The sequence below is a fragment of the Butyrivibrio sp. VCB2001 genome (genome assembly GCF_000423965.1).
In the GTDB taxonomy this organism is placed as follows: Bacteria; Bacillota; Clostridia; order Lachnospirales; family Lachnospiraceae; genus Butyrivibrio.
On sequence record NZ_AUIZ01000001.1, the window covers coordinates 509367 to 533301 of the forward strand.

A 23935-nucleotide genomic window follows, 5' to 3' on the forward strand; every position below is an offset into this window, starting at 1 on the left:
CCTGAAAAAAGAAAAATATTACCTTGTTCCCATCATTTTGAGATAAACAGTACTCCCAATGTTCCTGGACCACAATGAGATGAAACAACGCTTCCTGCGCGGGTTTCAAGGATTTCTTTAAACACGCCGAGGCCGCTAAGATACTCTCTTACAGCTTCAACAACTTCCCTGTCGCATCCTGAATGGGTTATGAACACACGCTCAGGTCTGGCATTCTCTAGATCAGCCTCCATGTCTTTGACATAATCAAGCGCCTCTGTTCTCTTCTTTCTTGATTTCCAAAGTCTCAGGAAATTCCAACTTCTCGGCGCTTTCTATATTTTCTTTTGCATAGTTTTCGTATGCTTTTCTATAGTGCTTCTGGCGAGCCCAGATATCATCTGCTACAGGTCCCCACTCTTTTGAATAATTATCACACTTTGCGCAGAGGTGTTCAACGCTTTCCTCTGATTCTTCATTGGTACCATGGGCTCCAGATCTTGCCACCATCTCACGAAGAAGCTCAGGATTTTCAAGCATTGGGCATGGTCTTAAATGGTTCTTATTGAAAGGCTGTCCCTTGTGATATTCCATGAAAAGAGGGCTCTGAAGCATCTCAAGTATTGAATGAGTATGAATATTAGTGTTGGAGAAGTGGATAAATACGCAGGGCTCTGCATCTCCACTTGAATTGATGTGGAAGTAGTTCCTTCCGCCAGCGATACAGCCACCAACTGCCTCTCCATCATTCTGGAAATCCATAGGGAAGAACCCTATATCGCACTTGTCACTTCTAAGGTATCTGATTTGATCTACCATCTTTCTTCTCTGCTCTACAGTAGGCATAAGCTCTGGTACCGCATTATTTCCTACTGGCATATAGTGGAAAAAGAATCCGAATCTTGCGCCTTTTTCAGCTATGAACTCGATGAACTTAGGGTCAGTTACTGCCTCGATATTATTTCTTGTATAGCAGATGGAAGTTCCATAGACAATTCCGTATTTCTTAAACAGGTCCATGGCTTTCATTACAGCGTCATAATGACCAATTCCACGTCTCGCATCATTTGTTTCAGGAGTACCCTCGATAGAAAGCTGGAACGTGATATTTCCAAGTCTTACAACTTCCTTACAGAAGTCCTCATCAATTAAAGTGGAGTTGTCAAAAATTGAGAACTCAACATCATTGTGCTTTTCAGCAAGACGCAGTACATCCTTTTTTCTTACAAGAGGTTCCCCGCCTGTCATCATGTATAGGTAAACACCAAGCTCTTTTCCCTGGGTAACGATCTTATCCATGTCTTCAAAAGACAGGTTGTGCTTAGGGCCATAAGTACCGGACCAACAGCCCTGGCAATGCATGTTGCAGGCACTTGTAGGATCAAAGAGAATAAGCCATGGGATATTGCATCCGTACTTTTCCCTGTTTGCCCTGATCATCTTGGTACCTCTGAAAAAGGCCTCATAACCAAGGTTGAGCATTGTCATCTTGGCAACGTGAGGATCTGTCTCATCAACTACTTTATTTATAAACTTGACCCATCTATTGTCAGGGTCCTTGAAAGCTGCTCTTACCTGATCAAGCTTGTCCTTTCTTGCTCCATCTTTCCCCCAGAATTTCTCTGCCTGATCTACGAGTTTTAAATACGTTTCTGTTCTGTTCTCAGCTTTGTCGAGATTTGCAAGAAATCTATCGATCAATAGGCTAAATGCCTGTCTCTGCGCTTTGTGAGATAAGTTTTCTACTAATTCCATACTTGTTATTCCTCCCCTTTAAGTGTTACAATCGTTTTGATGTTACAAGTGTAACGCCGCAGGAGATGCAATACAACGGCTCTACTCTCGGACATGACAGTAGAAGTGTCAATTGGCGCGGCGTGACATAATCACTTATTTTGTAACAACAGGGGAAAAGAAATATGAAAGCCACTAAAGAGCCTTTGACAGAAATGCAGAGAAAAGAAGTTCTGCGAATGAATAACAAAGAGTCTAACCAGCTGACCAGAGAATGCCTTCAGCTTGCGCTTATGCACCTAATGGGCGAACACCCGTATGAAAAGATCACTGTCAGTGAGATCGTGCGTCGTGCTGGAGTTTCACGTACTGCCTTCTACCGCAACTATACTGACAAGGAAGATATTTTGCATGAACTCGGTAACAGACTGATAAAAAGAATAGCAGAAATTTGTGAAAAACCAGAACTGCATGAGAATCCTCATCAGTGGTTTGAAGATGTTTTCCGTACCATCCGCGAGGATAAAGAAACCATTGCCCTGTTTGATCAGGCAGGTATATTGAAACGAGAGCTCTTTTCCGGCAGGTCCATATCAGAACTTCTGTATCCTACAACAGATACAGAAATCAAATACATCAAGCTTGCTACAGAAGCAGCTTTTTTCCAGATACTTATCAGCTGGTTCAGAGAAGGGATGCAGGAAAGCGAACAGCGCATGGCTGATATATGCGTAGAAATGTTTGATAACACATTGAAAAAACTGTCATAAAACAAATGTTGATGATAATTTGATGATTATCATCAGATGATGAAGCCGCAAGCCTTGTATTTATGCAAGTTTTAGAGGTGCGACAATGGTTCAAGTCCCCCTCTCGCTACTAAATGTTTGATACAGGAATCGCACATTATGCGTTTCCTGTATTTTTTTGTTTCTGGTTCAGTTCTTTCGATTTCTAAGAATACTTATGGTTTATTTATTTGCAGTTAATATATATACACAAACTTCGACATCGTATAAACCAATATCAAAAAGGAATTGTTAAACTAACTATAAAATGGAGGTTTCAAACATGAGCAATGATATCAAGACTATGGGGATCGTTGTTCAGATAATCACGAAGGGCCTCGCTAACAAAACATTATCATAATAGCAATCAAATACGGTCTTGAAGCATAAGCTGCTTGGGACGCAGAAACAGAAATGCGTGGAATAATATTCACAAAAATATGATAAAATATAAATAGAAGTTTCTTTTGATTAGTTAGTTGGAAATTTTTTGAGGATAGATATGCTTAAAAAACTAGGAACATTAAAGATCAAATTCCCTTTGATCAGTTTTTTTACATATTTTGTTCTTGTAGGCGTGCTTCTTTCAGCATGCTATATAAGGTTTTCCGACAACATGATAGAGACATACGAAGAATACGGAAAAGAGATACTCAATCTGGCAGCAGAGGATATCGTCATAGACCACATCCCCGACTATCTGAGCGGAGATTACGACAAGGACGAGTATGAAGCAACTGTAAGAAAGCTGAATCTGTATCCGAGATATTTTGATGATGTCTTTTATCTTTATGCCTATCAGCTTAATGGTGATGGAGCCAATGCGACATATCTCTTTGATGCAAAGGTAGACCATGATGATCCTATGGAGCTTGGCGGTAATTATGAACTTGAAGATGATATCAAAGCGCAGATAGAAAAACACGGTGCAGGAGAGTCTCTTGATACGGTAACAGATGATACCGAATGGGGATATCTGTTGACAGTTTCCAAACCACTTTTAGATTCTAATGGGAATTTTCAGGGCTATCTTCTTGTTGATTTTGATCTGACCAGGGTCAGGGCTGCAAACCGCCTGTTTATTTTCAAGCTTTTTGGACTGGTATTTGCGCTTATGATGGGAGTGTTTGCTCTTGGTATGCAGGCAGTTGCTGTAAGGATCACAACTCCCATTGAGAAAATGTATCTTTGTCTGTCCAAATTTAAATATGCAACCTACCAGGACAGGGAAGAAAACCTGCGTAGCCTGAAAGAACTTGATATTCATAGTAACCATGAGATTCAATCACTGTATGAAGCGCTCCTAACAAGTGCTGAAAGCAACCTGCGATATATGGATGAGTACAGAAAGGTTTCGGAGAAGCTCGGTGCAGTAAACGAAAAAGCTCACACCGATGCACTGACCGGTGTCAGGAACAAAGCCGCTTTTGAAGAAATGGCTATGGTGCTTCTGGGAAAGATGGATCATGAAAAATCACCTGAAATAGCAGTCATAATGGCTGACATAAATAATCTGAAGTGTATAAATGATAAATATGGCCATAAGGCAGGAGATGAATATATTATTGGCTGTTGCAGGGTCATCTCTGAAATGTGCACGAATTCAAAGCTATACAGAATCGGAGGTGACGAATTCGTTATCATTCTTGCCGGAGATGATTATAAGAACAGGCAACTGCTATATCAAATGCTGCGGTCGCAGTTTATTGACTTGTATAATGATGAAACAAGAGAGCCCTGGAATCGATATTCAACATCTTTAGGTCTGGCAGAATACAGGAGCACTGATTCGGGATTATCAGATATCATGAAGCGTGCAGATGAAGCTATGTATGCCGAAAAGGCTGCCTTCAAGGAAACCTATGGAAGCTATAGATAATAATAACGGGAAACGCTTAAATCTGGAGTTTCCCGTCTTTTTGTGCTCATATGAAATTGTTATCGCGTTATTCAGCTAATTCCTGAGAAATCTGGTTAATGGTCTCTGACATAGCGCTGAGTTCTTCTATATTGGCATTGATCTCTTCCATGGCAGTGCCCTGTAAAACGATATTCTCATTTATACCAACAGTCTTTTCAACCATGGCTTTGATGAAGTCCCCCTCTCGCTACTAAAAAAGGAAAGCATTTGTTGCTTTCCTTTTTTGTTGCTCAAAATGAGCCCTGGGGACGGAGTCAAGGGCTCATTTTCAAAGTAATCAATCTCCTTCCGGCTGATTCCCGTTTTCTCCATCGGACTGATTGGACGAATCTCCTTCGGTCCCTTCTGAGCTGCTCTGACCGCTTTCATCCTTTTCAGATCCTTCTTTCTCTTTTTCGGCCTCTTCTTCCGCTTTCTTTTTTTCTTCCTCTTCGGCTTTCTTTCTCTCTTCCTCTTCTGCTTTCTTTTTCGCTTCCTCTTCTTCGGCCTTCTTTTTCTCTTCCTCTTCAGCTTTCTTTTTCGCTTCCTCTTCTTCAGCCTTCTTTTTTGCTTCCTCTTCCTCGGCTTTCTTCTTTTCTTCCTCTTCAGCTTTCTTTTTCGCTTCCTCTTCTTCGGCCTTCTTTCTCTCTTCCTCTTCTGCTTTCTTTTTCGCTTCCTCTTCTTCAAGCAGTTCTTCTTCCGTTTTCTCGTTTTGAGTGTCGGTATCTGAGACATTCTGATTTTCCGGATTTCCAATCATCATGTCCATAAGATCCTGTAGCTTACTTTCGTCAATTCCAGACTCATTATCCATCGTAACCTTGATCCTGTTTGGATCGGGCTTGATATACTTAACTACATATTCACCTTCATCAGATATTTGGGGCACAGGATGCTCTACTATGTACCTGAATATCGCCTCGCATCCCTTTCCGGAATAATGAAGTCCGTCACCGCCGTTATACTCAGACTTAACCTGTCCGTCAGATCCTTTTAGGATTTCGGCGATATCGAGATAGAAAATATGTTTTTCCTTTGCTGTTTCCAGTAGGAAATCATTGTATTTATCTATCCATGCGTTTTGAACACTGTTTTTATAAATTCCGTTATCATCTACGGGACCTATCGCCACAAGTACAAGATTGGAATTAGGCGCCATCTCAGCCACACTGTCTATAAGAGTCAGAAATGTATTCTTATAATGCGTCTCACTTGGATCATTGATCCCGTTAACACCCAGAAGAATATAGATGACCGGAGCCTGGTGAGATGCCAGATAAGATTTTAAAGTATATTCTTTACCGGCATTGTTAATGAATTTATTGGATGCAAATGCAGGATGAGATATGCCAATCTGCGCCAATGCAGCATCATCGTTGAAAAAGCCATAGTTGACCATCGCAACCGTTCTGGAATCGCCGAGGAATACACATCTGTTAAGATATCCTTCCTTTGCGCCGTCTTTTTTTGCAAGTACAGTTGTATCCGGAGTTGATTCGGCTTTAGTCCCTTCGGTTGCTGTCTCGACTACAGGCATATTTTCCCCGGCTGCATCTTGAACTTCACCTTCGGCAGTTGTTTTCTCCCAACTGACTTCATTAAAAGCATTGTCCAAGGAACCTAGTTTTAATACAATAAGCACAATGATTGCAAGGATAGCTGCGAGCATGATAAATAAGCTGATGATCAACTCCCTTTTACCAAGGCCCTCCATCATCTTCTCAAACAGGTTACTTATTGTCCCTTTCTTTTTACCGCTCATCTCTTCGCCTCTCATATATTGTACATACTTATTATATCAGATTATTATTCATACATTTTGAAACATATCACTGTGCTTATGTATTAGACGCAACAAAAAAGGAAAGCATTGCTGCTTTCCTTCAGAGCGTATTAAATGTATTATGAATCGTTCTACTTCACAAAACCTTAAGTCTGACCTTCATTGCAATCTGCCTCGGGGTAGCCATTCCATCAAACTGAACCAGATAGCTTTCTTCATCAAGGTTGATATCGAGAATGGTCCCTGCTCCGAGAATTGCATGCTCGACTCTCTGGCCCTTCTCAAGCAGGTTAAGCTTTTGCGCTCCCTTTAGGTGTCTGCTTTCGTTCTCGATATATTTCCTGACCATGGTCATCATCTTATCCGAAGGTTCCTCAGTATACTCAAGGCAGTCCCTGTCAATATCAAGGATAAATCTGGAAGGATACCTTGGTATTCCTTCAAAAGTCTGACCTCCTGCTTCTGAAATGAACAGCCTCTTTTTTGCCCTGGTCATTGCAACAAACGCAAGCCTTCTTTCTTCCTCCATGCCTTCTAGAGTATGGATCTTTCTGGAAGGGAAGATTCCTTCGTTCATGCCACATAGAAAGACATAGGGAAACTCAAGCCCCTTAGCTGCATGTACGGTCATGAGCCTTACCTTGTCGCTACCTTCTGTGTCTGAATCGGCATTGGTAAAGAGCGCAATATGTCTCAGATAGTCTTCCAGGCCCACTTCTTCTCCGCAGGTAGTCTCATATTCAAATACAGACTGCTTGAGCTCCGCCAGATTATCAAGCCTGTCCTGAGCTCCCTCTGTGCGCAGCATCTGTTCATATCCGGTGTCCTCAAGGACTTTAGTCAAAAGCTCTGATACAGGAATGCCCTCGTAATTGCCGGCATATTTTTCAATGACATCAACAAACTCTTTTGCCCTGGTTCCGCGGAGCGTCTCATTTTCAAGATTCTCACTAAGTGCCATGTACAAAGAGCAGCTGTTATCCCTTGCATACTGTTCCAAAAATGCCATACGTCTTTTGCCCAGATTTCGCTTGGGCACATTGCAGATTCTTCTAAAAGAGACATCATCTCTATACAGGATCATTCGAAGATAGCAAAGCGCATCCTTTATTTCCATGCGTCCGTAGAACTGCACTCCCGAATAGATGGTATACGGAATCTTCTCTTCTATAAGCCCCGTCTCTATTGTTCTGGTTACATAGTGCGCTCTGTAAAGAACTGCCATGTCCTTGTATGGCACGCCCATTCCCTTAAGAACAAGCATCTGTCCTGTTATCCAGTCAGCTTCATCTGCCGTATTAGGAGCAAGATGGCATAGAACGCTCTCACCGGGCTCGCCAACGGAAACCAGTTCTTTTTTCAGTCTCTGTGTATTCTTATCGATAAGGCTGTTACACGCGGCTATGATCTGCGGAGTTGATCTGTAATTGTCATTCATGTAGATTGTCTTTACATCAGGATAGTTCTTATCAAAGTTCAGAAGGTATCCCACACTGGCGCCTCTCCAGGTATAAATGGTCTGATCCGGATCTCCTACAATGAAAAGATTCTTATGGTAAGCCGTAAGAACATCCATGAGCTCATACTGAAGTCCATCTATATCCTGGAACTCGTCGATCATTACATATTCCAGGCGCTTTTGCCATTTAAGCTTTATATCTTCATGTTCGCTAAACATGTACAGAGTAAATTTGATCAGATCATTATAATCCAGGCCGAAGCATTTCTTCTCCTGATACAAATAGCCATAGAACAAGATATCATCTACAGAAGATGCCATGTCATACTTTTCCTTGAGCGCATCAACAGACATGTTAAGCATATCCAGATAATACTCCGGTTCGTCCTTGCACTTACGTATTTCAAACATATCCCTTGCTGCACTGAAGGTCTTATCTCTGAGGGAAAGCCCTCTTTCTTCATAAATAATCTTCAGGATATCATCTATGTCAGAATTATCCAGGACCAGAAAGCTCTTAGGGTACTGGAGTGCATGTGAATCCTCCTGCAGCACAGAGACGCAAAAGCCATGGAATGTATTGATATAGCCGGTATCATTATCTCCGGTTAAAAGATGTATTCTCTGCCTCATCTCATTCGCAGATTTATTGGTGAATGTAACGCAAAGAATATGCCCCGGCATAATCCCCAGCGCATTTACAAGATATGCAAATCGATATGAAAGCGCTCTTGTCTTACCGCTTCCGGCTCCGGCCACAACCCTGATGTAGCCTTCAGTACTGGTGACAGCCTCTTTTTGCGCTTCATTTAGCTCATCTAAAAGTTCTAACATAAACTCTCCAATTCAACACAAACATATATTCGAATATATTATAGCAAACACAGGTTTGTTTTTCTTCTTTTTTTTAGCCAAAACTATAAAGTTCGAAAGGCCTTAAACCGATATTATTAATAACTAAAGAAAGGAGGAGGATACATGAGAAACAATCTTCCTAAAAGATAAAGCACCTTCACTGAGGCAGGATCCCGGTGGAGGTGCTTTTTTATGCTGAAATATTCAGAAGAAGGTACAGCCCAATACAGATAACAGCTGCACCAAGGTGCATAAGCAAATATGAAACAGGCCATTTACCATTTCTGTTAAAGCCATAGAAATCATCCCAGCGCTTTCCTTCCGGAGCACGGAATATCTTATAGTAGTACAGCGGAGCATACAGTGCGACAGGGATCATTCCGATAAACGCCATCTCCAGGCTTATACCGGCTCTTTCAAACACGCACAAAGAAACAATTGCCATAAGCGGCGTAATCAGATGCATAAAAAGGTCTGACCCTTTAAACATGTGCTGATACCCATACGTCGGGCCAAGGAACAACAAGACAGTCAGCATCGTCACAGTCACTCCGGACGTTCCAATGATCTTCAAATAATATGTCCACTCCGCGTCAGGAAACAGCATCATTAAAAGAGCCGTAAGCGCACACAGCGCATTGCTCTGTACCGTGAAGTACTTAAAGGCATTCCTGGCCCGCTGCGGACACCATTTGCCGTCTTTTCTAAAGTATAAGATTATCAGCACAGTGGTCACGGCAAATATTATGAAGTTCAGGGCAAAAGAAATAACAGAATTAGTATTTTCCATATCTGAAATAAAAAAACGGCCTTTTGGCCGGTAACTTTTGGGAGGATGAGCTGCCGGCTTCCGCCGACAGCTCGTTATGAAAAAGAAGTTTTACTTACTATGTTTCTGTTTCGTTATAAATATATTAACTAAAATTCTTTTCCACTCCTTAAACAAAATGTGAATGAATTGTAACTGAACCCTAATAAATTTATAAAACCTGTATTTCAAAGTGTTTCACCTCCCCGGCATTTAACAGTCCCTGGGAGACATCTTTTTAAAAATCCATTATTACGCTATAATATAATCACAATACAGTATGTGAGGGATAGCAGTTGAAACTTTTAGAAACCGGCTATAATGAAAACTTCAATCAAACAATACATGAATGGGCTGTCGAGTTTGGAAGCAATTCCCGGTCTGTCCTTTTTCATGTCTATGTTCCTTTTGACAAGCCTCAAGAACTCGAAAACCTTAAATATGTGCGCAAAATTCTTAAAGAAGAATTTCCGGACTCACAGGTTGTAGGATGCAGCGCAACAGGCATGATACTTAACGGCAAGGTACAAAATGATGCCATTACTGTCTCCGCCATGATCTTTGAAGATGACACCACCACTGTCATTGTTCGCACATCCTATGGAAAAAATGAAAGCCTTGACCCTCAAAAGCTTTTAGCATTTGTAAAGAGTTTTCCTGATCTTAAGGGAATAGAAGCCTTTACTGCTGCCCCTTACCAGCCCTTATTGGATATGGGCTCGGTCATCGATACTATCCCCGAAAACATAGAAATATTTGGCGCAGTAGCAGTCGGAGACAATAATAATCCCTCCTTTGTGTTTGCAGACGATCAGGAACTTGGATACGGAAGAACAGCTCTTGTTTTCTATGCAGGCAAAAACCTTCATCTTCTGACAAGCAGGATGTTTGGCTGGAATCCAATAGGTTATCCCCTTTTAGTCACAAAGGCTGATGGATGTGTTGTATACGAACTTGATAACAAACCGGCTTACGATGTATATCATCACTATCTTCACATAAAAAAAGACAAAAACTTCTTTTATGACGCACTGGACTTTCCATGGGAAGTCAAAATAGACGACAATACTTATTGCTTAAGACATGCCAAATCCGTAAATCCCGACGGTTCAATTGTCATGTCTTCCAATATTTCTCAGGGAAGTACGATAAGATTGACTTACGGCGATCCAAGAAGGATCATGAAACATACAAAGCAGACCATTTCAGAGATATTTGAATTTGAGCCTCAGGTAGTCAACATATTCAACTGCTTTGGCCGCATGCTCTTTTGGAATGGCAGGGAGAATATCGAAATCCAGGAGATATCAGATCATCTGCAGACAACCGGCTTCAGTGCCCTGGGCGAGATCCTGCGCTATAAGGGAAATACTCTTTTGAACAATCTCTCTATTGTAACTATAGCTATGCGCGAAGGAGAGCATGGCAGCCATGTTGCCGTAGATCCCACAGATATTGAAGATAAGACAAATATTCCCATCACAGCAAGGCTTGCCATATTTATAAACACAATCACCGAAGAACTGATGCAAAAGAATGAGCAGCTCAATGAAATGCTATATAAGGCATCCCATGATGCGCTTACCGGAATCTTAAATCGCGGAGCCATTGAGCGGGCTATCTACGAAAAATGCGATCAATGCGAAGAATTTAAGCTGTCAAAGCATCTTATCATGTTTGATGTAGATGACTTTAAGCAGATAAACGATACATATGGTCACGCCGTCGGAGATAAGATCTTAATAAGCATTGCAACAATCGTAGACGATTATATCAGCACGATTCCCGGTGCTGTATTCGGACGTTGGGGCGGCGAGGAATTCATGATATTCATATATGGTCAGTCTGATGCTCTGGCAAAAGAAATAGCTGACAATATTTTAAGCAGAATAAAAAATGAAGTTCTCCATGAAAGAGAAGTCACAGTAAGTATCGGCGTTACCAAACACTACCCTCTTGAAAGTGTAATGCAGACACTAACAAGGGCCGATGAACTTTTGTACAGTTCAAAAGCTAACGGCAAAGCCCGGGTCACATGCGATTTCTGACATAAAAAAGCTCTGAAACCAAGCGTTTCAGAGCTTTTAATATTATTTTGAGATCTCTTCCATCTCCGCAATAGCCTCGCCAAATACTGCAAGTGCAGAATCGATAGGCTCTCTTGTTGTAAGGTCAACACCCGCAATCTTAAGAAGACTTACAGGATCCTGTGTGCATCCGCTTGAGAGGAACTCCTTGTACTTCTTAACAGCGCTCTCGCCCTCTTTGAGAATCTTGTCAGCAATAGCAACAGCTGCTGCAAAGCTTGTAGCATACTGATATACATAGAAGTTGTAGTAGAAGTGAGGAATTCTACTCCACTCCCAGCCAATGAGAGGATCGGAGATCATGTCTTTTCCGAAGTACTCTTTGTTGAGGTTATAGTAAACATCATAAAGAGTCTCAGCTGTAAGCGGAGTTCCCTCTTCGGCCATCTCACAGGTCTTTCTCTCGAACTCCTCGAACATGGTCTGACGGAACATGGTGCTCTTGAAGCTCTCAAGGAAATGGTTGATGATAAATGCCTTCTCTTCCTTGCTCTTTGCGTTATCCTTCAAGTAGTGGTACAGAAGAACTTCGTTGGTGGTTGATGCAACCTCAGCAACAAAGATCTTGTAATCAGAATCAACGATGGTCTGATTCCTGTTGGTGTACCAGGTATGCATTGAATGTCCCATCTCATGAACAAGAGTGAACACATCATTAAGAGTGTCATTGTAATTAAGGAGCATGTAAGGGTGTACATCATAAACGCCGCCTGAGTACGCACCACCGCGCTTTCCTTCATTCTCTACAACGTCAATCCATCTGTTCTCGTAAGCTTCCTTAACAACAGCAAGATAGTCTTCACCAAGAGGTGCAAGAGCTTTAAGAGAAATCTCCTTAGCCTCTTCGTAGGATACCTTCATCTCAAACTCAGGGATCATGTCCACATATACGTCATACATGTGAAGCTCATCAACTCCAAGGAGCTTTTTACGAAGGGATACGTATCTGTGCATCTTGTCCATGTTGTCGTGAATTGAGGAAAAGAGATTGTCGCAAACTGCAGGGGAAACGTTGTTTCCGTCAACTGCTGCCTCAAATGCAGAGTTGTATTTTCTTGCTTTAGCATTGAAAATGCGGCCCTTAACCTCTCCGTCATACATGGAAGCCCAGGTGTTCTTAAACTCCTCATATCTGCCGTAGAAAGCCTCAAAGCTTGCCTTTCTGAGCTCTCTGTCCTTGGACATCTGTGTGGGAACAAATCTTCCGTTTGAAAGCTGAACCTCTTCTCCCTTGGAATCCTTAACCGAAGGGAATTTAAGATCAGCATTGTTCAGCATTCCAAAGCTCTTCTGGGATGCTCCCAAAACTTCAGAAACACTTGCAAGGAGCTGCTCTTTCTCAGCATCAAGCATGTGATCCTTAAGTCTTCTGATCTCTCCAATCATCCTCTTGTAACGGTCAAGCTCAGGAACAGCACTGTAGAACTCATTCAGCTTCTCATCTGAGAGTGTAAGTATCTCAGGGTCGATAAAAGCTGTCTTTTCTGATGTACCCACAATTGCAGACATTCCGCGCTGCTTAAGAGCCTGATACTTGGAATTGCCTGTATCCTGGTCCTCTCTCATGTGAGCATAGCCATAGACTCTGTCCAGTAAAAGACTGAGCTCTTCATAGAGCTTAAGCACTTCAAGAAGCTTCTCTCCGCTCTCTGAAAGCTTACCCTCATAAGCAGCCATCTTATCAGCAACTTCAACTGCGCGCTTTAAGTCCTCTTCCCATTTAGCTTCATCGTCATAGATATCCTCAAGGCGCCATGTAAGGTCCAGGGATACCTCATCTCTTTTTGGTAATTTGTTTTGCATATAAAAACTTCTCCTTTATATCCTGCTTACTCCATCATCTGTATAGAGCTCGTATGAAGCAGCATCTGAATCATAACATATATACTTCAATTCTGCATTATTCAGATTGCACTCCATGCCCTTGGATGGCTCAGCAAGTGGAAGAACGTGGCCCTTTCTTATGAACACCAATATCTCGTTAAGATCTGCCTTAACATAGTGATCTCCGGCTCCCAGAGCCTCCTCGTCATAGTCATCAAAGGCTCTGAATCTGATAAGTTTCATGTTCTCCGGAAGATATACGTATCTTCCTGTCGCATTCTGTGTATATACAGGTGCGATCATGATGCTCTCACCAACAAGAAGCTGATCCTCAACCTGAGCACTTCTTTCATCATCGTACTCAAAGCAAAGAGGCTTAAAGAGCATCTTATTGCCAAGAGCAGCCTTCATAAACTCAGAGTACAGATAAGGAATAAGTGCATATCTGAGATTAATGATATCTCTGAAGGTATCTACATTTTCAAATCTATACAGCTCCTGATGCCTCATTCCCAGCGCACAGTGGTTTCTAAACAGCGGTGTAAATATACCAAAGGCAGTCCATCTCAGCACCAGATCTTCCGTAGTGTCACTTCCGAATCCGCCTATATCCGCGCCGGTATATAGAAATCCGCACATGTTGACTGCAGGCATCTGCTGGATGTTAAGAAGCAGATGTGACCACCAGGAGTGATTGTCACCGTGCCAGATTCCGCCATAGCGATGGGCTCCGATATATGATGACCTTGAGAACATAAGAATCCTCTTATCGGGAGATATTCTCTCGAAGGCCTCTCCTGCAGCTCTTGTCATGTTGTAGCCAAAGATATTGTGAACCTTGTCGTGCCTTATCTTCTGTCCCTTATATTCATGATAAAAGCGCTTATAATCCTCGGGATAATTGGAAATTGTGCCAACCAGGTCCCTGAATTCAAAGAAAGCCTTAACATCAAGGTTCTTGCCCTTGTACTCATCTATCTGCTCAAAAATCTCATCCAAATGATCCTGAGTATAGAATATAGCAGGCTCATTCATATCGTTCCAAAAGCCGTCGATTCCCTGATCAATAAGGACCTTGTACTTGTTTCCAAACCAGGCTCTTGCTTCATCATTTAAGAAATCAGGGAAATGCACCAGCCCCGGCCATACAGCAGCCAAAAGGTTTTCGCCGTTTTCTTTTTTAACAAAGTATCCCTTCTCTACGCCTTCGTCATATACGTCATACCCCTCTTCGACCTTGACGCCGGCATCAATGATAGGCACAAGATGAATACCCCTTGCCTTCATCTCCTCTACGAACTTAGGAAACTCGGGAAAAGAGCTCTCGTCAACTGTAAAGTCCTTGTACCTCTCCATGTAATCGATATCCATATAGATCATATCGAGAGGAATTCCGGCTTCCTGATATTTATCCGCAACTTCTCTGACTTCGTCCGCAGTCATGTAACTCCATCTGCTCTGACCAAAGCCAAAGGCCCACTTCGGAGGTATATAGCTGCGTCCTATAATACCTCTGAACTGCGATACAATGTCAAGGACACTCTCGCCCTCAACGATATAGATATCCGCATCGAAGTCCTCAAATATTACGCGCAGCTTATCAAGCTTGGTATAACCTATATCAAAGCTGACCTTCCCGGGTGTATCAACGTAAACACCAAACTGATCTTCCTTGGAAAAGACAACGAAGAAGTTTTGAGAAGCATAGAGAGAGTTCTTGTTCTCTGTGTGATTGGGGTCGTCGGAGTTATTGCTGGTATAAAGCCAGCCCCTCTTATTCATACCCCTTACAGTCTCTCCAAGACCGTACACTCTGTCATTTTTCTTTAGTAAAAGAGTCAGTTCCTTCTTCTCATCATTTCTGTCAAAATAGGGAATAGTCCCCTCTGATAGCACAATTTCTTTTACCACAGAATCTGTGGGAATCGGATTTCCAATCCTATACTTTCTAATCATGTATAAACCCTCCTGCCTAAAAATCTTATCACAAAAAGGGAACTGATAGACAGTTCCCTTTCAAATTACATATTTCCTTGTTCAGCCTTCACAGATGTCATATAATTCCTCAAATTTGTCCAGATTGTAATCGGCCCTTCCGCTGGTTGTTGCCGTTCCTATCGCAGCAACGTCCATTCCGGCTGCATGAGCTGCTGTAACTCCTGCGTCAGCATCCTCTACCACAAGGCAATCAGATGGATTTTCAGATAGAAGTTCTGCTGCCTTTAAGAATACCTCAGGGTCGGGTTTGGACCTTGTTATCATTGTTCCGTCAGATACCGCATCAAAGGCATCTGTAAGCTCAGTCCTCTCTAGGATATATGCGGTATTTTTGCTGGATGAGCCGATAGCAAGCTTGTAGCCTGCATCACGTAGCTTCTTAAGTGTTTCTCTCACTTCTTTGGCTACATCATCCCTTGTCATTTCGCCAAGGCTCTTTCTGTAAATATCGTTCTTTTCCTCCAGATACTCTTTTTTCTGTTCCGGAGAAATAGGCTCTCCCCGGTACTTCTCGAGGATGATGTTAAGACTCTCCTCACGGCTTACGCCGCGCAGCCTGTCATTGTCCTTTTCGGTAAACTCTATTCCCAGCTTATCCGCAAGCTTTTTCCAGGCCAGATAGTGATATTTATCTGTAAAGACCAGCACTCCGTCAAGATCAAATATTACTGCTTTATATTGCATTTTTCGCCTCCGGTAAGCTTATATGTTTCTGCTGCATGGACAAATTCCACTTCCTTACCACTAAGAAGCTCAACTACAACCTCTTTATCATCAACTGTGACCTTAATAAGGCTTCCTCTGTACTTAAACTTAAAGGAATAACCCTTAAGTCCCTTTGGAAGGAACGGGTTGATGGAAAGTCCGTCTTCACCTATCCTTACTCCTCCAAAGCCATAGATAAATGCCATGTAGGAGCCGCCCATATTTGCTGTATGTACGCCGTCAGAGCTGTTTCCGTGAAGATTTAAAAGGTCAAGCTTGGCAGAATCTCCAAGATATGAAACAGCCTCATCGTGCAGTCCAAGGCGCGAAGCCTGCATTGAGAATACGCAGGTTGAGAGAGATGAATCGTGAGTCGTTATCTTCTCGTAGTACCTAAAGCTCTTTTCCTGAGTGATGGCATCTGCGCTGTCAGGGAAAAGAAAATGTGCCAGAACCGTATCTGCCTGCTTGCAGACCTGGTATCTGTAAAGGTGCAGCGGATGGTAATGAAGAAGGAGAGGGAACTCTTCCTTAGGGGTATTTGCAAGATCCCATATGGGCTTCTGCAGGAATGAATCATCCTGAGGGTTTATTCCAAGCTCCTCATCGTAAGGAAGATAGATGTTCTCTGCAGCCCTTGTGATCTCCCTGATCTCCATATCAGTGAGGCCGAGCCTTTGCTTAAGAGATATGATCTCGGGAGTGTTTGCAAACATCTCAAGGAACCTTACCATCCATTTCATGCCGTGGGCAGCTGCACAGTTGGTGTAGAAGTTGTTGTCCACCATGCAGGTATACTCGTCAGGTCCGGTCACTTCGTTTATCACAAAGCGTCCTTTTCTGTCGTAGTTTCCTGTATCAAGCCAAAGACGGGCTATCTCTATCATGATCTCAGCACCTTCCTTCAGGATGAATTTCTCATCTCCTGTTGCAAGGAAGTACTGAACAATGGCGTAGGATACGGCGCCATTGATATGATAAGCTGCTGTTCCGCTGGGGAAGTATCCCGAGCACTCTTCACCTGTAATGGTGCGCCATGGATATAAAGCGCCCTTTTTATGTCCGAGAAGAGCAGCATTTTCTCTGGCTTTCTTAAGTGTCCTGTATCTAAAATCAAGTATATTCTTTGCCAGTGTCTGATCAGTCAGTGTAAAGAAAGGAAGTGCATACATCTCTGTATCCCAGAAATAATGGCCTTCATACCCTTCTCCTGTAAGGCCCTTGGCAGCCATGCTGTAGCCGGGCATTCTAGGAGCTGAGCAGAACAGTTGATACATGTTAAAGCTCATTGCAAGATCAAGGTCGTTATCACCTATGATCTCCATTCCTGACTGATCCCAGAAGTCCTCTAGGATTTCTGTCTGTCTATTGTATAAGTGCGAAAGACCGCTGCCATCAATCTTAACTTCCTCCAGAGCATCCTGAAGGACCGCTAATGCGTCTTTTCCCGGATCTTCACTCTTCAGTGAATCGGAAAAAGTCGAGAACTTTATGAGGCGTATTTCCTGTCCCTCTGAAATATGCGCCTTAACATAGGTGCATACCCGCCTATCATCGGTATTGTCATACACATCGATAAAATCGTCCTCTCCTATCAGGATGTTGGAAGTGGCAGATGCAATACTGATGTCACTGACACCGGTACTGCTCACACAAAGTGTGGAGTTGTCAATGGCCTGCGCACAATTGACCGTAAGATATGAGGGACTTTCTGCAGCAAGTCTCGGATCTGTTGGATCCGAGTAGTTCTTAACATCCCCAATGTGCCAGGAATCAAAAACTATCTCGCCGTCAAAGTCCATGGATTTAACGCTGTACTCAATGGTAAAGAGCTGAGGAATCGCAAGATGTGTCATCCTCTTAGTAACGATCTTTACCGTGTTTCCAAGCGGGCTCTTCCAAAGAACCTCCCTGGAAGTATATCCTTCGTCCATGTTGAGGATTCTCTTGTTAGAGATGAGTTCTCCCGTTCCCATATCGAAGCGCTCTCCGCAGATATACAGATCGATTGACTGTGTGTCTGCAACGTTGAGCATGGTCTGCTTCTTCTCAATAAGATTGCAGAGGCTCTCAGCCTGCTTCATGGGAATGATTTCATAAACTCCTGCAAGATACATTCCTCGCATGGTCGAAAAGTCAGCGGGCACACCTTCTTCAAGTGTGCCCCTAACTCCAATGTACCCATTGGCATTTGAAAACAATGTTTCGTTTAATCTAAGTGTTTTGTTGTCGTAGTTCTCGTCTCGTATAATGACACGATTACTGTTGTGCATAATATGCCTCTACTGCTTTCTGAAGTGTATCTACAAACTGATCTGTATCCTTGATTGAACCCTTAGCAAAATCCTGGAAGATTACGGAAGAAACGTTCTGTGCAAGACCTGCCTTCCATCCCTGCCAGTGCCATGCAGATGTCTTGCCTGCTGCTGTGTAATCAGCGATTGTCTTAGCATAAGGATCTGCAGGTGCATACTGTGATGATACGAAAGGTGATACGCATCCGCACTTCTCAGCAAGGATCTGCTGTCCGCCGTCGTTCTGTGAGCACCACTGAATGAATGCCTTAGCTGCGTCTACGTTGCCATCCTTGTAAAGTCCCCACCAGTTAGGTGAATTGGTCTGAATTGTATCCTGGCCCTCGATGAATGCATAAGGAATCATGCCTACTTCGAAGTTGCCTGCTGCTGCGTACTGATCAGCATAAGTTGTTGTCATTGATGCGCCGATCCATGATCCCTGTGATACGAAAGCGTACTTGCCGCTTGCAAATCCAAGAACCTGATCATCGTATGATCCTGAAATTCCCTGAGGATCTGTGTACTCGTTAAAGAGCTCTACCATCTCTGCGAAAGCCTTGATACGCTCAGGATCAAGCTTACCGCCGTCGTTGATAAGATCAAGGTAAGTTGTATCATTTCTTGCAAGACCGGAATCAAGGTATGTTCCGAAGAGGTGCTGTCCTGCTGTCCACCAGAGGTTAGCTGACTCTGTGTAGTAACCGATAACTGCTGTAAGTCCGAGCTCATCCTTCATTGAATCAATCTTCTCGAAAGCTGCTCTCATGCTCTCAGGACCTGTGATTGAAGCTGGATCGATGCCTGCCTTGTCAAGAATTGACTTGTTGTATGAAAGGCCGATAGCCTCTGTTGTTGTAGGGAAGCCGTAAACGTGTCCGTCTGGTCCAACGTACTCAGCCTCTGTATCGCTTGTCCAAGCCTCGTCTGAAAGATCTGCAAGAAGATCCTTCCATGTCTCATAGTGTGTGTCACCCTCGAATACGAAGATGTCAGGCATATCGCCGGCCTGGTAGTAGTTCTTAAGAATAGCCTGTGTATCCTGTCCGCCACCGATTGTATCGATGGAAACTGTAACACCTGTCTGCTCCTTGTAAGTATCTGCAAGGATTGCAAGACCTTCCTGGATCTCTGCCTTGTTGTTAACCAGCTTGATTGTTGTTCCTTCTGCGCTGTCTGTTGCAGCAGGAGCCTCAGTCTCTGCTGTAGCTGCAGGAGCTTCAGCTGCTGTCTGATCGGTTGTAGCTGCAGGTGCTTCTGTTGTACCTGTTGTTCCACATCCTGTCAGTGCAAATGTGAGTGTGGTTGTTGCTGCCAGTAGCAGTGTCAGTGCTTTCTTTTTCATGTTATCCTCCTTTTTATATGAACCATATTGAGTTCGCTCTTGATACCTATATGCTAAGCTATTTACCGAAAAATGCGCAATATCGCTTGTTTTTTTTGGTTGTTTGACACAAAAAAAGACCTTCCACATGTCATTTTCACACATGGAAGGCCTCCTAATTTACTAAACAATAATTAATTTTACTAAAATAACTGCGGATTTTACTAAAATTTAGTAAAATATCAGTTTTACTTATGACTTTTGGCTGCTGTTCTTCTCCATTTTACTCTGGCACCGATCCTATAAGTATCGAAATCTCCGGTTCCGTCCAGAATATTTAAAAGCGCCTGTCCTGCCAAAAATCCTCTCTCGTAGTCCGGAACACTCACCGTAGTTAGTCCTAAATATCTCGAGATAATGATGTCATCAAATCCGCACACCGATATATCCTCAGGCACTCTTATTCCGTTCTCCTGAAAGTGCCTTATTGCACCGATGGCCATCATATCGTTGGCACACACTAAAACTTCCGGCATTCTGTCCCTTAACATGATAAGCCTTGCTGCCTGAGTTCCGCTCTTTTCTCTCCAGTCCCCCTCATAGAAGTCGTTTCTGTGAAAAGAAATATCGTTTTCCCTGAGCACGTCCCTAAGAGCCGTGTACCTCTCCTTATTGTCGGCAGTATCCTGCCCCGAGAGATAGGCAAAAGACTTAAAGCCTGCGTCCACAAGCTTTTGCATAAGCTGCCTCTCACCCTCGTAGTTACTTACGATCATAGGCTTTATCATCGGGTGTTTGAGCTCACGGTCCAGAGTAATTACGGGAAGTCCCTTATCAGCCACAGCAAGGACCTGCGAATCCAGTATCTGTGAGCTTAGGATAATACATCCGCAAACCTCATCAGGATCAGAATAGTGAGCCAGATCATCGCCGTTACAGATAAGGATGTGATATCCCTGTCTGCTGACGTAATCACTTATCCCATGAAGTATATCCAGGTAAAAGAGTGTGTCGAAGTCGCTAAAGCTGACGATGATGGTGCGTCTTTTACCGTCGATACCACTCTGCTCCTTATGGCTGTAGCCCAGCTCCTGAGCGATAGAGAGTACCTTTTCACGGGTCTTTGCCCCGACGTTCTTCTTTTTATTTAGAACGTTTGATACCGTGGTTATGGAAACACCGGCTCTTTCTGCTATTTCCTTAATACCTGCCATAGTTTTATCCCCTGAATGCCTTCTCTCACACTACCTTGTGTATCCACTTGCCTCTAAGAAATCTTACTGTAAATATTATACCCCTAATACCCCAGTCACTGAACATACCAATCCAAACTCCCATAGGTCCCATGTGCACCACTCTTATGAGGTAGGTTGCAAGAGTAACCCTGCAAAGCCACATGGTCAGGGTTGATATGAGCATTGAAAACTTCACATCACCTGCTGCCCTAAGGCTATACGCCGTGATAAATGACGGTGACCACAGGATCGGCTTAACGATAGTTATCCATCCCAGCATGTATAGACAAAGAGCCGCGCTCTCTTTTTCCATTCCTGCAAGAGTTGTGACAGGTCTTACTATCGCATAGGTGAAAAGACAGCTGACCGTAATAGCAATATATCCCCAGCCTATCATCTTCTTGGTGTAGTAGATGGCCTCGTCTTTCCTTCCTGCGCCAAGGCACTGACCTATCACGGTCATAAGACCGATTCCAACACCACAACCTGCGACACCGTTTACATTCTCAAAGATATTGGCCATGGCCTGAGCTGCTATGGCTGTTGTACCAAGGAGTGAAACTGATGACTGAATGGCCAGTTTACCAAACTGAAACATGGAGTTCTCGATTCCGTTGGGAATACCCATGGAAAGGATCCTTTTAATCTTGTCAAAGTCGGGCTTTATCTTGTGATAGCTGATCACTCTGATCTCCTGGTTCTTTCTTCCAAGAAGAATAAGAAGTACTGCTGCGGAAAAGAGCCTTGAGATGAGCGTAGCAAGTGCTGCACCAAAAACTCCCATGTGAAATACAAAGATAAAGAGTGCATTTCCTGCCACATTGAGAATATTTGAAATAATGGCCACATTCATTGGAAGTCTGGTATTTGACTGTGCTCTGAAAACAGCAGCTCCGGCAGCCGACATGGCTATTCCCGGATATGAAAGGATACTCAGAAGAAAATACGTATTTGCTGCCTTCATAACATCAGCGTCTATTGTGCCGAATATCAAAGAAAGAAGGCTTCCTCTGAAGATAAGGCAGATAAGCATGATAAAGGCGGACAGAAAAGCCGACACAAGAAGAACCTGTGCAGCTGCGTCGTTAGCTCTTTTAATATCCCTCTGACCTATATAAGTGGAACAGATGATAACTCCGCCGGTGGCCATGGCAGCAAATGCCTGGACTACCAGGTTGTTAATAGAATCAACCAACGACACTCCCGAAAGCGCTGCTGCTCCGACGTTACTTACCATCATGGAGTCAGCCATACCCATCAGGGAGTTCAGGAATTGTTCAGCTATAATAGGAATCAGCAACAGGAGAAGTTTCCTGTTGCTGAAAATGTGTTTATCGTTCATATTACATTCTTTCGGGTGCATCAAAACCTAACAGATCAATTCCTGTCTCAAGCACTTTCAGTGTTATGGAAAGAAGTGCAATATAGCTCTCCTTCTTGTTCTGATCAGGCTCTGAGAGGATCTTGGTTCCGTGATAAAAACTGTTGAAGCTGTTACTAAGTTCATAGATGTATGCGCAGATCCTGTTAGGAGCAAGGTCTCTTGCTGCGCTCTCTACAGCATCTGCAAATCTTGTAAGTCCAAGCATGAGATCCTTCATTGCAGGATTCTCAGGGTTATCAAGCTTTGCATCCTTGACGCTTCCGCCCTCTGCCTCATATTTCTTGAGGATGGACTTGATGCGGACGATGGTGTAAAGGATGTATGGGCCTGTATCTCCCTCGAAGGAAGTGAACTTATCAATATCAAAGATGTAGTCCTTGGATGGCTGGTTTGAAAGATCGCCATACTTAAGAGCTGAAAGAGCTACCTTCTTAGCAGTGCTTCTTGCTTCTGCTTCATCAATGTCAGGGTTGCTCTCCTTGATCCTGTTATACATCTTCTCGTTGATCTCCTGAACCAGACTCTCGAGGTGCATAACGCCGCCCTCTCTTGTCTTAAATGGCTTACCGTCAGGACCGTTCATGGTTCCGTTACCAACGAATCTAAGGTCAGTCTCAGGCAGCGCCAGCTTTGTCTTTTTAGCTGCACGGAATACCTGCTCAAAGTGAAGTGACTGTCTCTTGTCTGTAAAGTAGTAAATAGCATCAGGACGATACTCTTTCATACGCTCCTGGATTGTTGCAAGGTCTGTTGTTGCATAAAGAGCTGCTCCGTCTGACTTAAGGATCATGCAAGGAGGCATCTCTTTTGTATCGGACTCCTCAGCGACATCAACTACCAGCGCACCCTGGCTCTCGTGAGCATAGTCGTGCTGCTTCATGTAGTCAACCATACCCGGGATAAGGTCATGTACGTCTGACTCTCCCTTCCAGAGATCAAAGTGAACATTTAAGCTGTCATAGTTCTTCTTAAGATCAGGTATGGATACGTTCATGATATGGTGCCAGATAGCTCTGTAAGCCTTATCTCCATCCTGCATGCGCTTTGTTGCCTCAAGGGCCTCAGCCTTATACTCGGCTGCTGCCTTCTTCTCTTCCTCTGATGCATCATCGGAAACCTTGGTCTTGCCACTTGCAACAGGGTAGATATCAGCCAGTTCCTGAATGGTAAAAGGAGGCTCTTTTGGGAAAGGACCTGTATGCTCGGGATCAAAGTATGGAAGCTCAGGGTGACGAGCCTTAAGCTCTGTGATGATAAGACCCATCTGAAGGCCCCAGTCTCCCATATGGATATCGCCGATAACGTTGTTTCCGGCGTACTTAAGTATTCTCTTTACTGCCTCACCGATGATGGCGGGACGAAGGTGTCCTACGTGAAGAGGCTTAGCTACGTTTGCTCCGCCGTAGTCAAGAATGATTGTAGGCGCATGTCCGGGCATTGTTACACCCATGTGCTTCTCATGAAGCATTTTAACAACATACTCTCTTACAAAATCACCGCTGACAGTGATATTTAAAAATCCGGGTTTAACAGAGTCAACCTTTTCAAACATTGCATTGCCCTGAAGTCTTGCAGCAACATCATCAGCAATGATAAAAGGTGCCTTTCCGTATTTCTTGGCACCAGCCATGGCGCCGTTGCACTGATACTCGCACAGGTCGGGTCTGTTGGATATGGTTACCTTTCCAAGTTCCCTCTCATAGCCTGCTGCCTCAAATGCATCTCCTACTTCCTTTGAAATCAGTTCAAGTACTTTCTCCAAAATTCTTCCTTCTTTC

16 protein-coding genes and 1 pseudogene are annotated in these 23935 nt (G+C 43.4%); 3 read left to right on the top strand and 14 right to left on the bottom strand.

Annotation, left to right across the window (positions count from 1 at the left end):
* Positions 1-32 precede the first annotated feature (32 nt).
* Positions 33-251 (bottom strand): annotated as a pseudogene (locus G589_RS0102330) (DegV family protein); the annotation flags it as partial.
* A complete protein-coding gene (locus G589_RS18590; protein ID WP_022767405.1) occupies positions 247-1734 on the bottom strand; it encodes a radical SAM protein in 1488 nt (495 codons plus the stop codon). The gene G589_RS18590 and the pseudogene G589_RS0102330, both read right to left, overlap by 5 nt.
* 164 nt (positions 1735-1898) lie before the next feature.
* Here G589_RS18590 and G589_RS0102340 point away from each other — a divergent pair, with 164 nt between their 5' ends.
* On the top strand, positions 1899-2483 hold the full coding sequence (locus G589_RS0102340; RefSeq protein WP_026520954.1) for a TetR/AcrR family transcriptional regulator: 585 nt from the start codon (positions 1899-1901) through the stop codon (positions 2481-2483).
* Between the two features lie 520 nt (positions 2484-3003).
* Entirely contained in the window at positions 3004-4380 is a 1377-nt protein-coding gene (locus G589_RS0102345) for a sensor domain-containing diguanylate cyclase (protein ID WP_026520955.1), read from the top strand.
* 67 nt (positions 4381-4447) lie between these two features.
* Here G589_RS0102345 and G589_RS21815 read toward each other — a convergent pair whose 3' ends face one another.
* The 4 genes from G589_RS21815 to G589_RS20840 form a co-directional block, all read right to left on the bottom strand.
* On the bottom strand, positions 4448-4585 hold the full coding sequence (locus G589_RS21815) for a hypothetical protein (protein WP_155832485.1): 138 nt from the start codon (positions 4583-4585) through the stop codon (positions 4448-4450).
* A 114-nt stretch (positions 4586-4699) separates the two neighbouring features.
* Positions 4700-6163: a GDSL-type esterase/lipase family protein gene (locus G589_RS22060; protein WP_051192127.1), complete on the bottom strand. Its 1464-nt coding sequence runs from the start codon at positions 6161-6163 to the stop codon at positions 4700-4702.
* A gap of 157 nt (positions 6164-6320) precedes the next feature.
* Positions 6321-8477: an ATP-dependent helicase gene (locus tag G589_RS0102360; RefSeq protein ID WP_026520956.1), complete on the bottom strand. Its 2157-nt coding sequence runs from the start codon at positions 8475-8477 to the stop codon at positions 6321-6323.
* A 211-nt stretch (positions 8478-8688) separates the two neighbouring features.
* Complete coding sequence (locus tag G589_RS20840; protein ID WP_026520957.1) at positions 8689-9288, bottom strand: hypothetical protein; 600 nt, start codon at positions 9286-9288, stop codon at positions 8689-8691.
* A 314-nt stretch (positions 9289-9602) separates the two neighbouring features.
* On the opposite strand from G589_RS20840, the gene G589_RS0102370 reads away from it, so the two are divergent.
* A complete protein-coding gene (locus tag G589_RS0102370; protein ID WP_026520958.1) occupies positions 9603-11354 on the top strand; it encodes a sensor domain-containing diguanylate cyclase in 1752 nt (583 codons plus the stop codon).
* A 42-nt stretch (positions 11355-11396) separates the two neighbouring features.
* Here G589_RS0102370 and pepF read toward each other — a convergent pair whose 3' ends face one another.
* The 8 genes from pepF to argS all read right to left on the bottom strand — a co-directional run bounded on the left by pepF (position 11397) and on the right by argS (position 23919).
* On the bottom strand, positions 11397-13196 hold the full coding sequence (gene pepF, locus G589_RS0102375) for an oligoendopeptidase F (protein WP_026520959.1): 1800 nt from the start codon (positions 13194-13196) through the stop codon (positions 11397-11399).
* 15 nt (positions 13197-13211) lie between these two features.
* The gene (locus G589_RS0102380) at positions 13212-15173 is read right to left on the bottom strand and encodes a glycoside hydrolase family 31 protein (protein ID WP_026520960.1); all 1962 of its coding nucleotides are present in this window, start codon (positions 15171-15173) and stop codon (positions 13212-13214) included.
* 81 nt (positions 15174-15254) lie between these two features.
* A complete protein-coding gene (gene pgmB, locus G589_RS0102385) occupies positions 15255-15899 on the bottom strand; it encodes a beta-phosphoglucomutase (protein WP_026520961.1) in 645 nt (214 codons plus the stop codon).
* Complete coding sequence (locus G589_RS0102390; RefSeq protein ID WP_051192128.1) at positions 15881-18193, bottom strand: glycoside hydrolase family 65 protein; 2313 nt, start codon at positions 18191-18193, stop codon at positions 15881-15883. The genes pgmB and G589_RS0102390 overlap by 19 nt, the downstream gene beginning before the upstream one ends.
* Positions 18180-19559 (bottom strand): ABC transporter substrate-binding protein, encoded by a 1380-nt coding sequence (locus G589_RS0102395; protein ID WP_022767416.1) that lies wholly within the window; start codon positions 19557-19559, stop codon positions 18180-18182. Before G589_RS0102395 ends, G589_RS0102390 begins: the two co-directional genes overlap by 14 nt.
* A gap of 227 nt (positions 19560-19786) precedes the next feature.
* Positions 19787-20752 (bottom strand): LacI family DNA-binding transcriptional regulator, encoded by a 966-nt coding sequence (locus G589_RS0102400; RefSeq protein ID WP_026520963.1) that lies wholly within the window; start codon positions 20750-20752, stop codon positions 19787-19789.
* A gap of 25 nt (positions 20753-20777) precedes the next feature.
* Positions 20778-22115 (bottom strand): MATE family efflux transporter, encoded by a 1338-nt coding sequence (locus tag G589_RS0102405; protein ID WP_026520964.1) that lies wholly within the window; start codon positions 22113-22115, stop codon positions 20778-20780.
* A gap of 1 nt (position 22116) precedes the next feature.
* A complete protein-coding gene (gene argS / locus G589_RS0102410) occupies positions 22117-23919 on the bottom strand; it encodes an arginine--tRNA ligase (protein ID WP_026520965.1) in 1803 nt (600 codons plus the stop codon).
* Between the last annotated feature and the right edge of the window lie 16 nt (positions 23920-23935).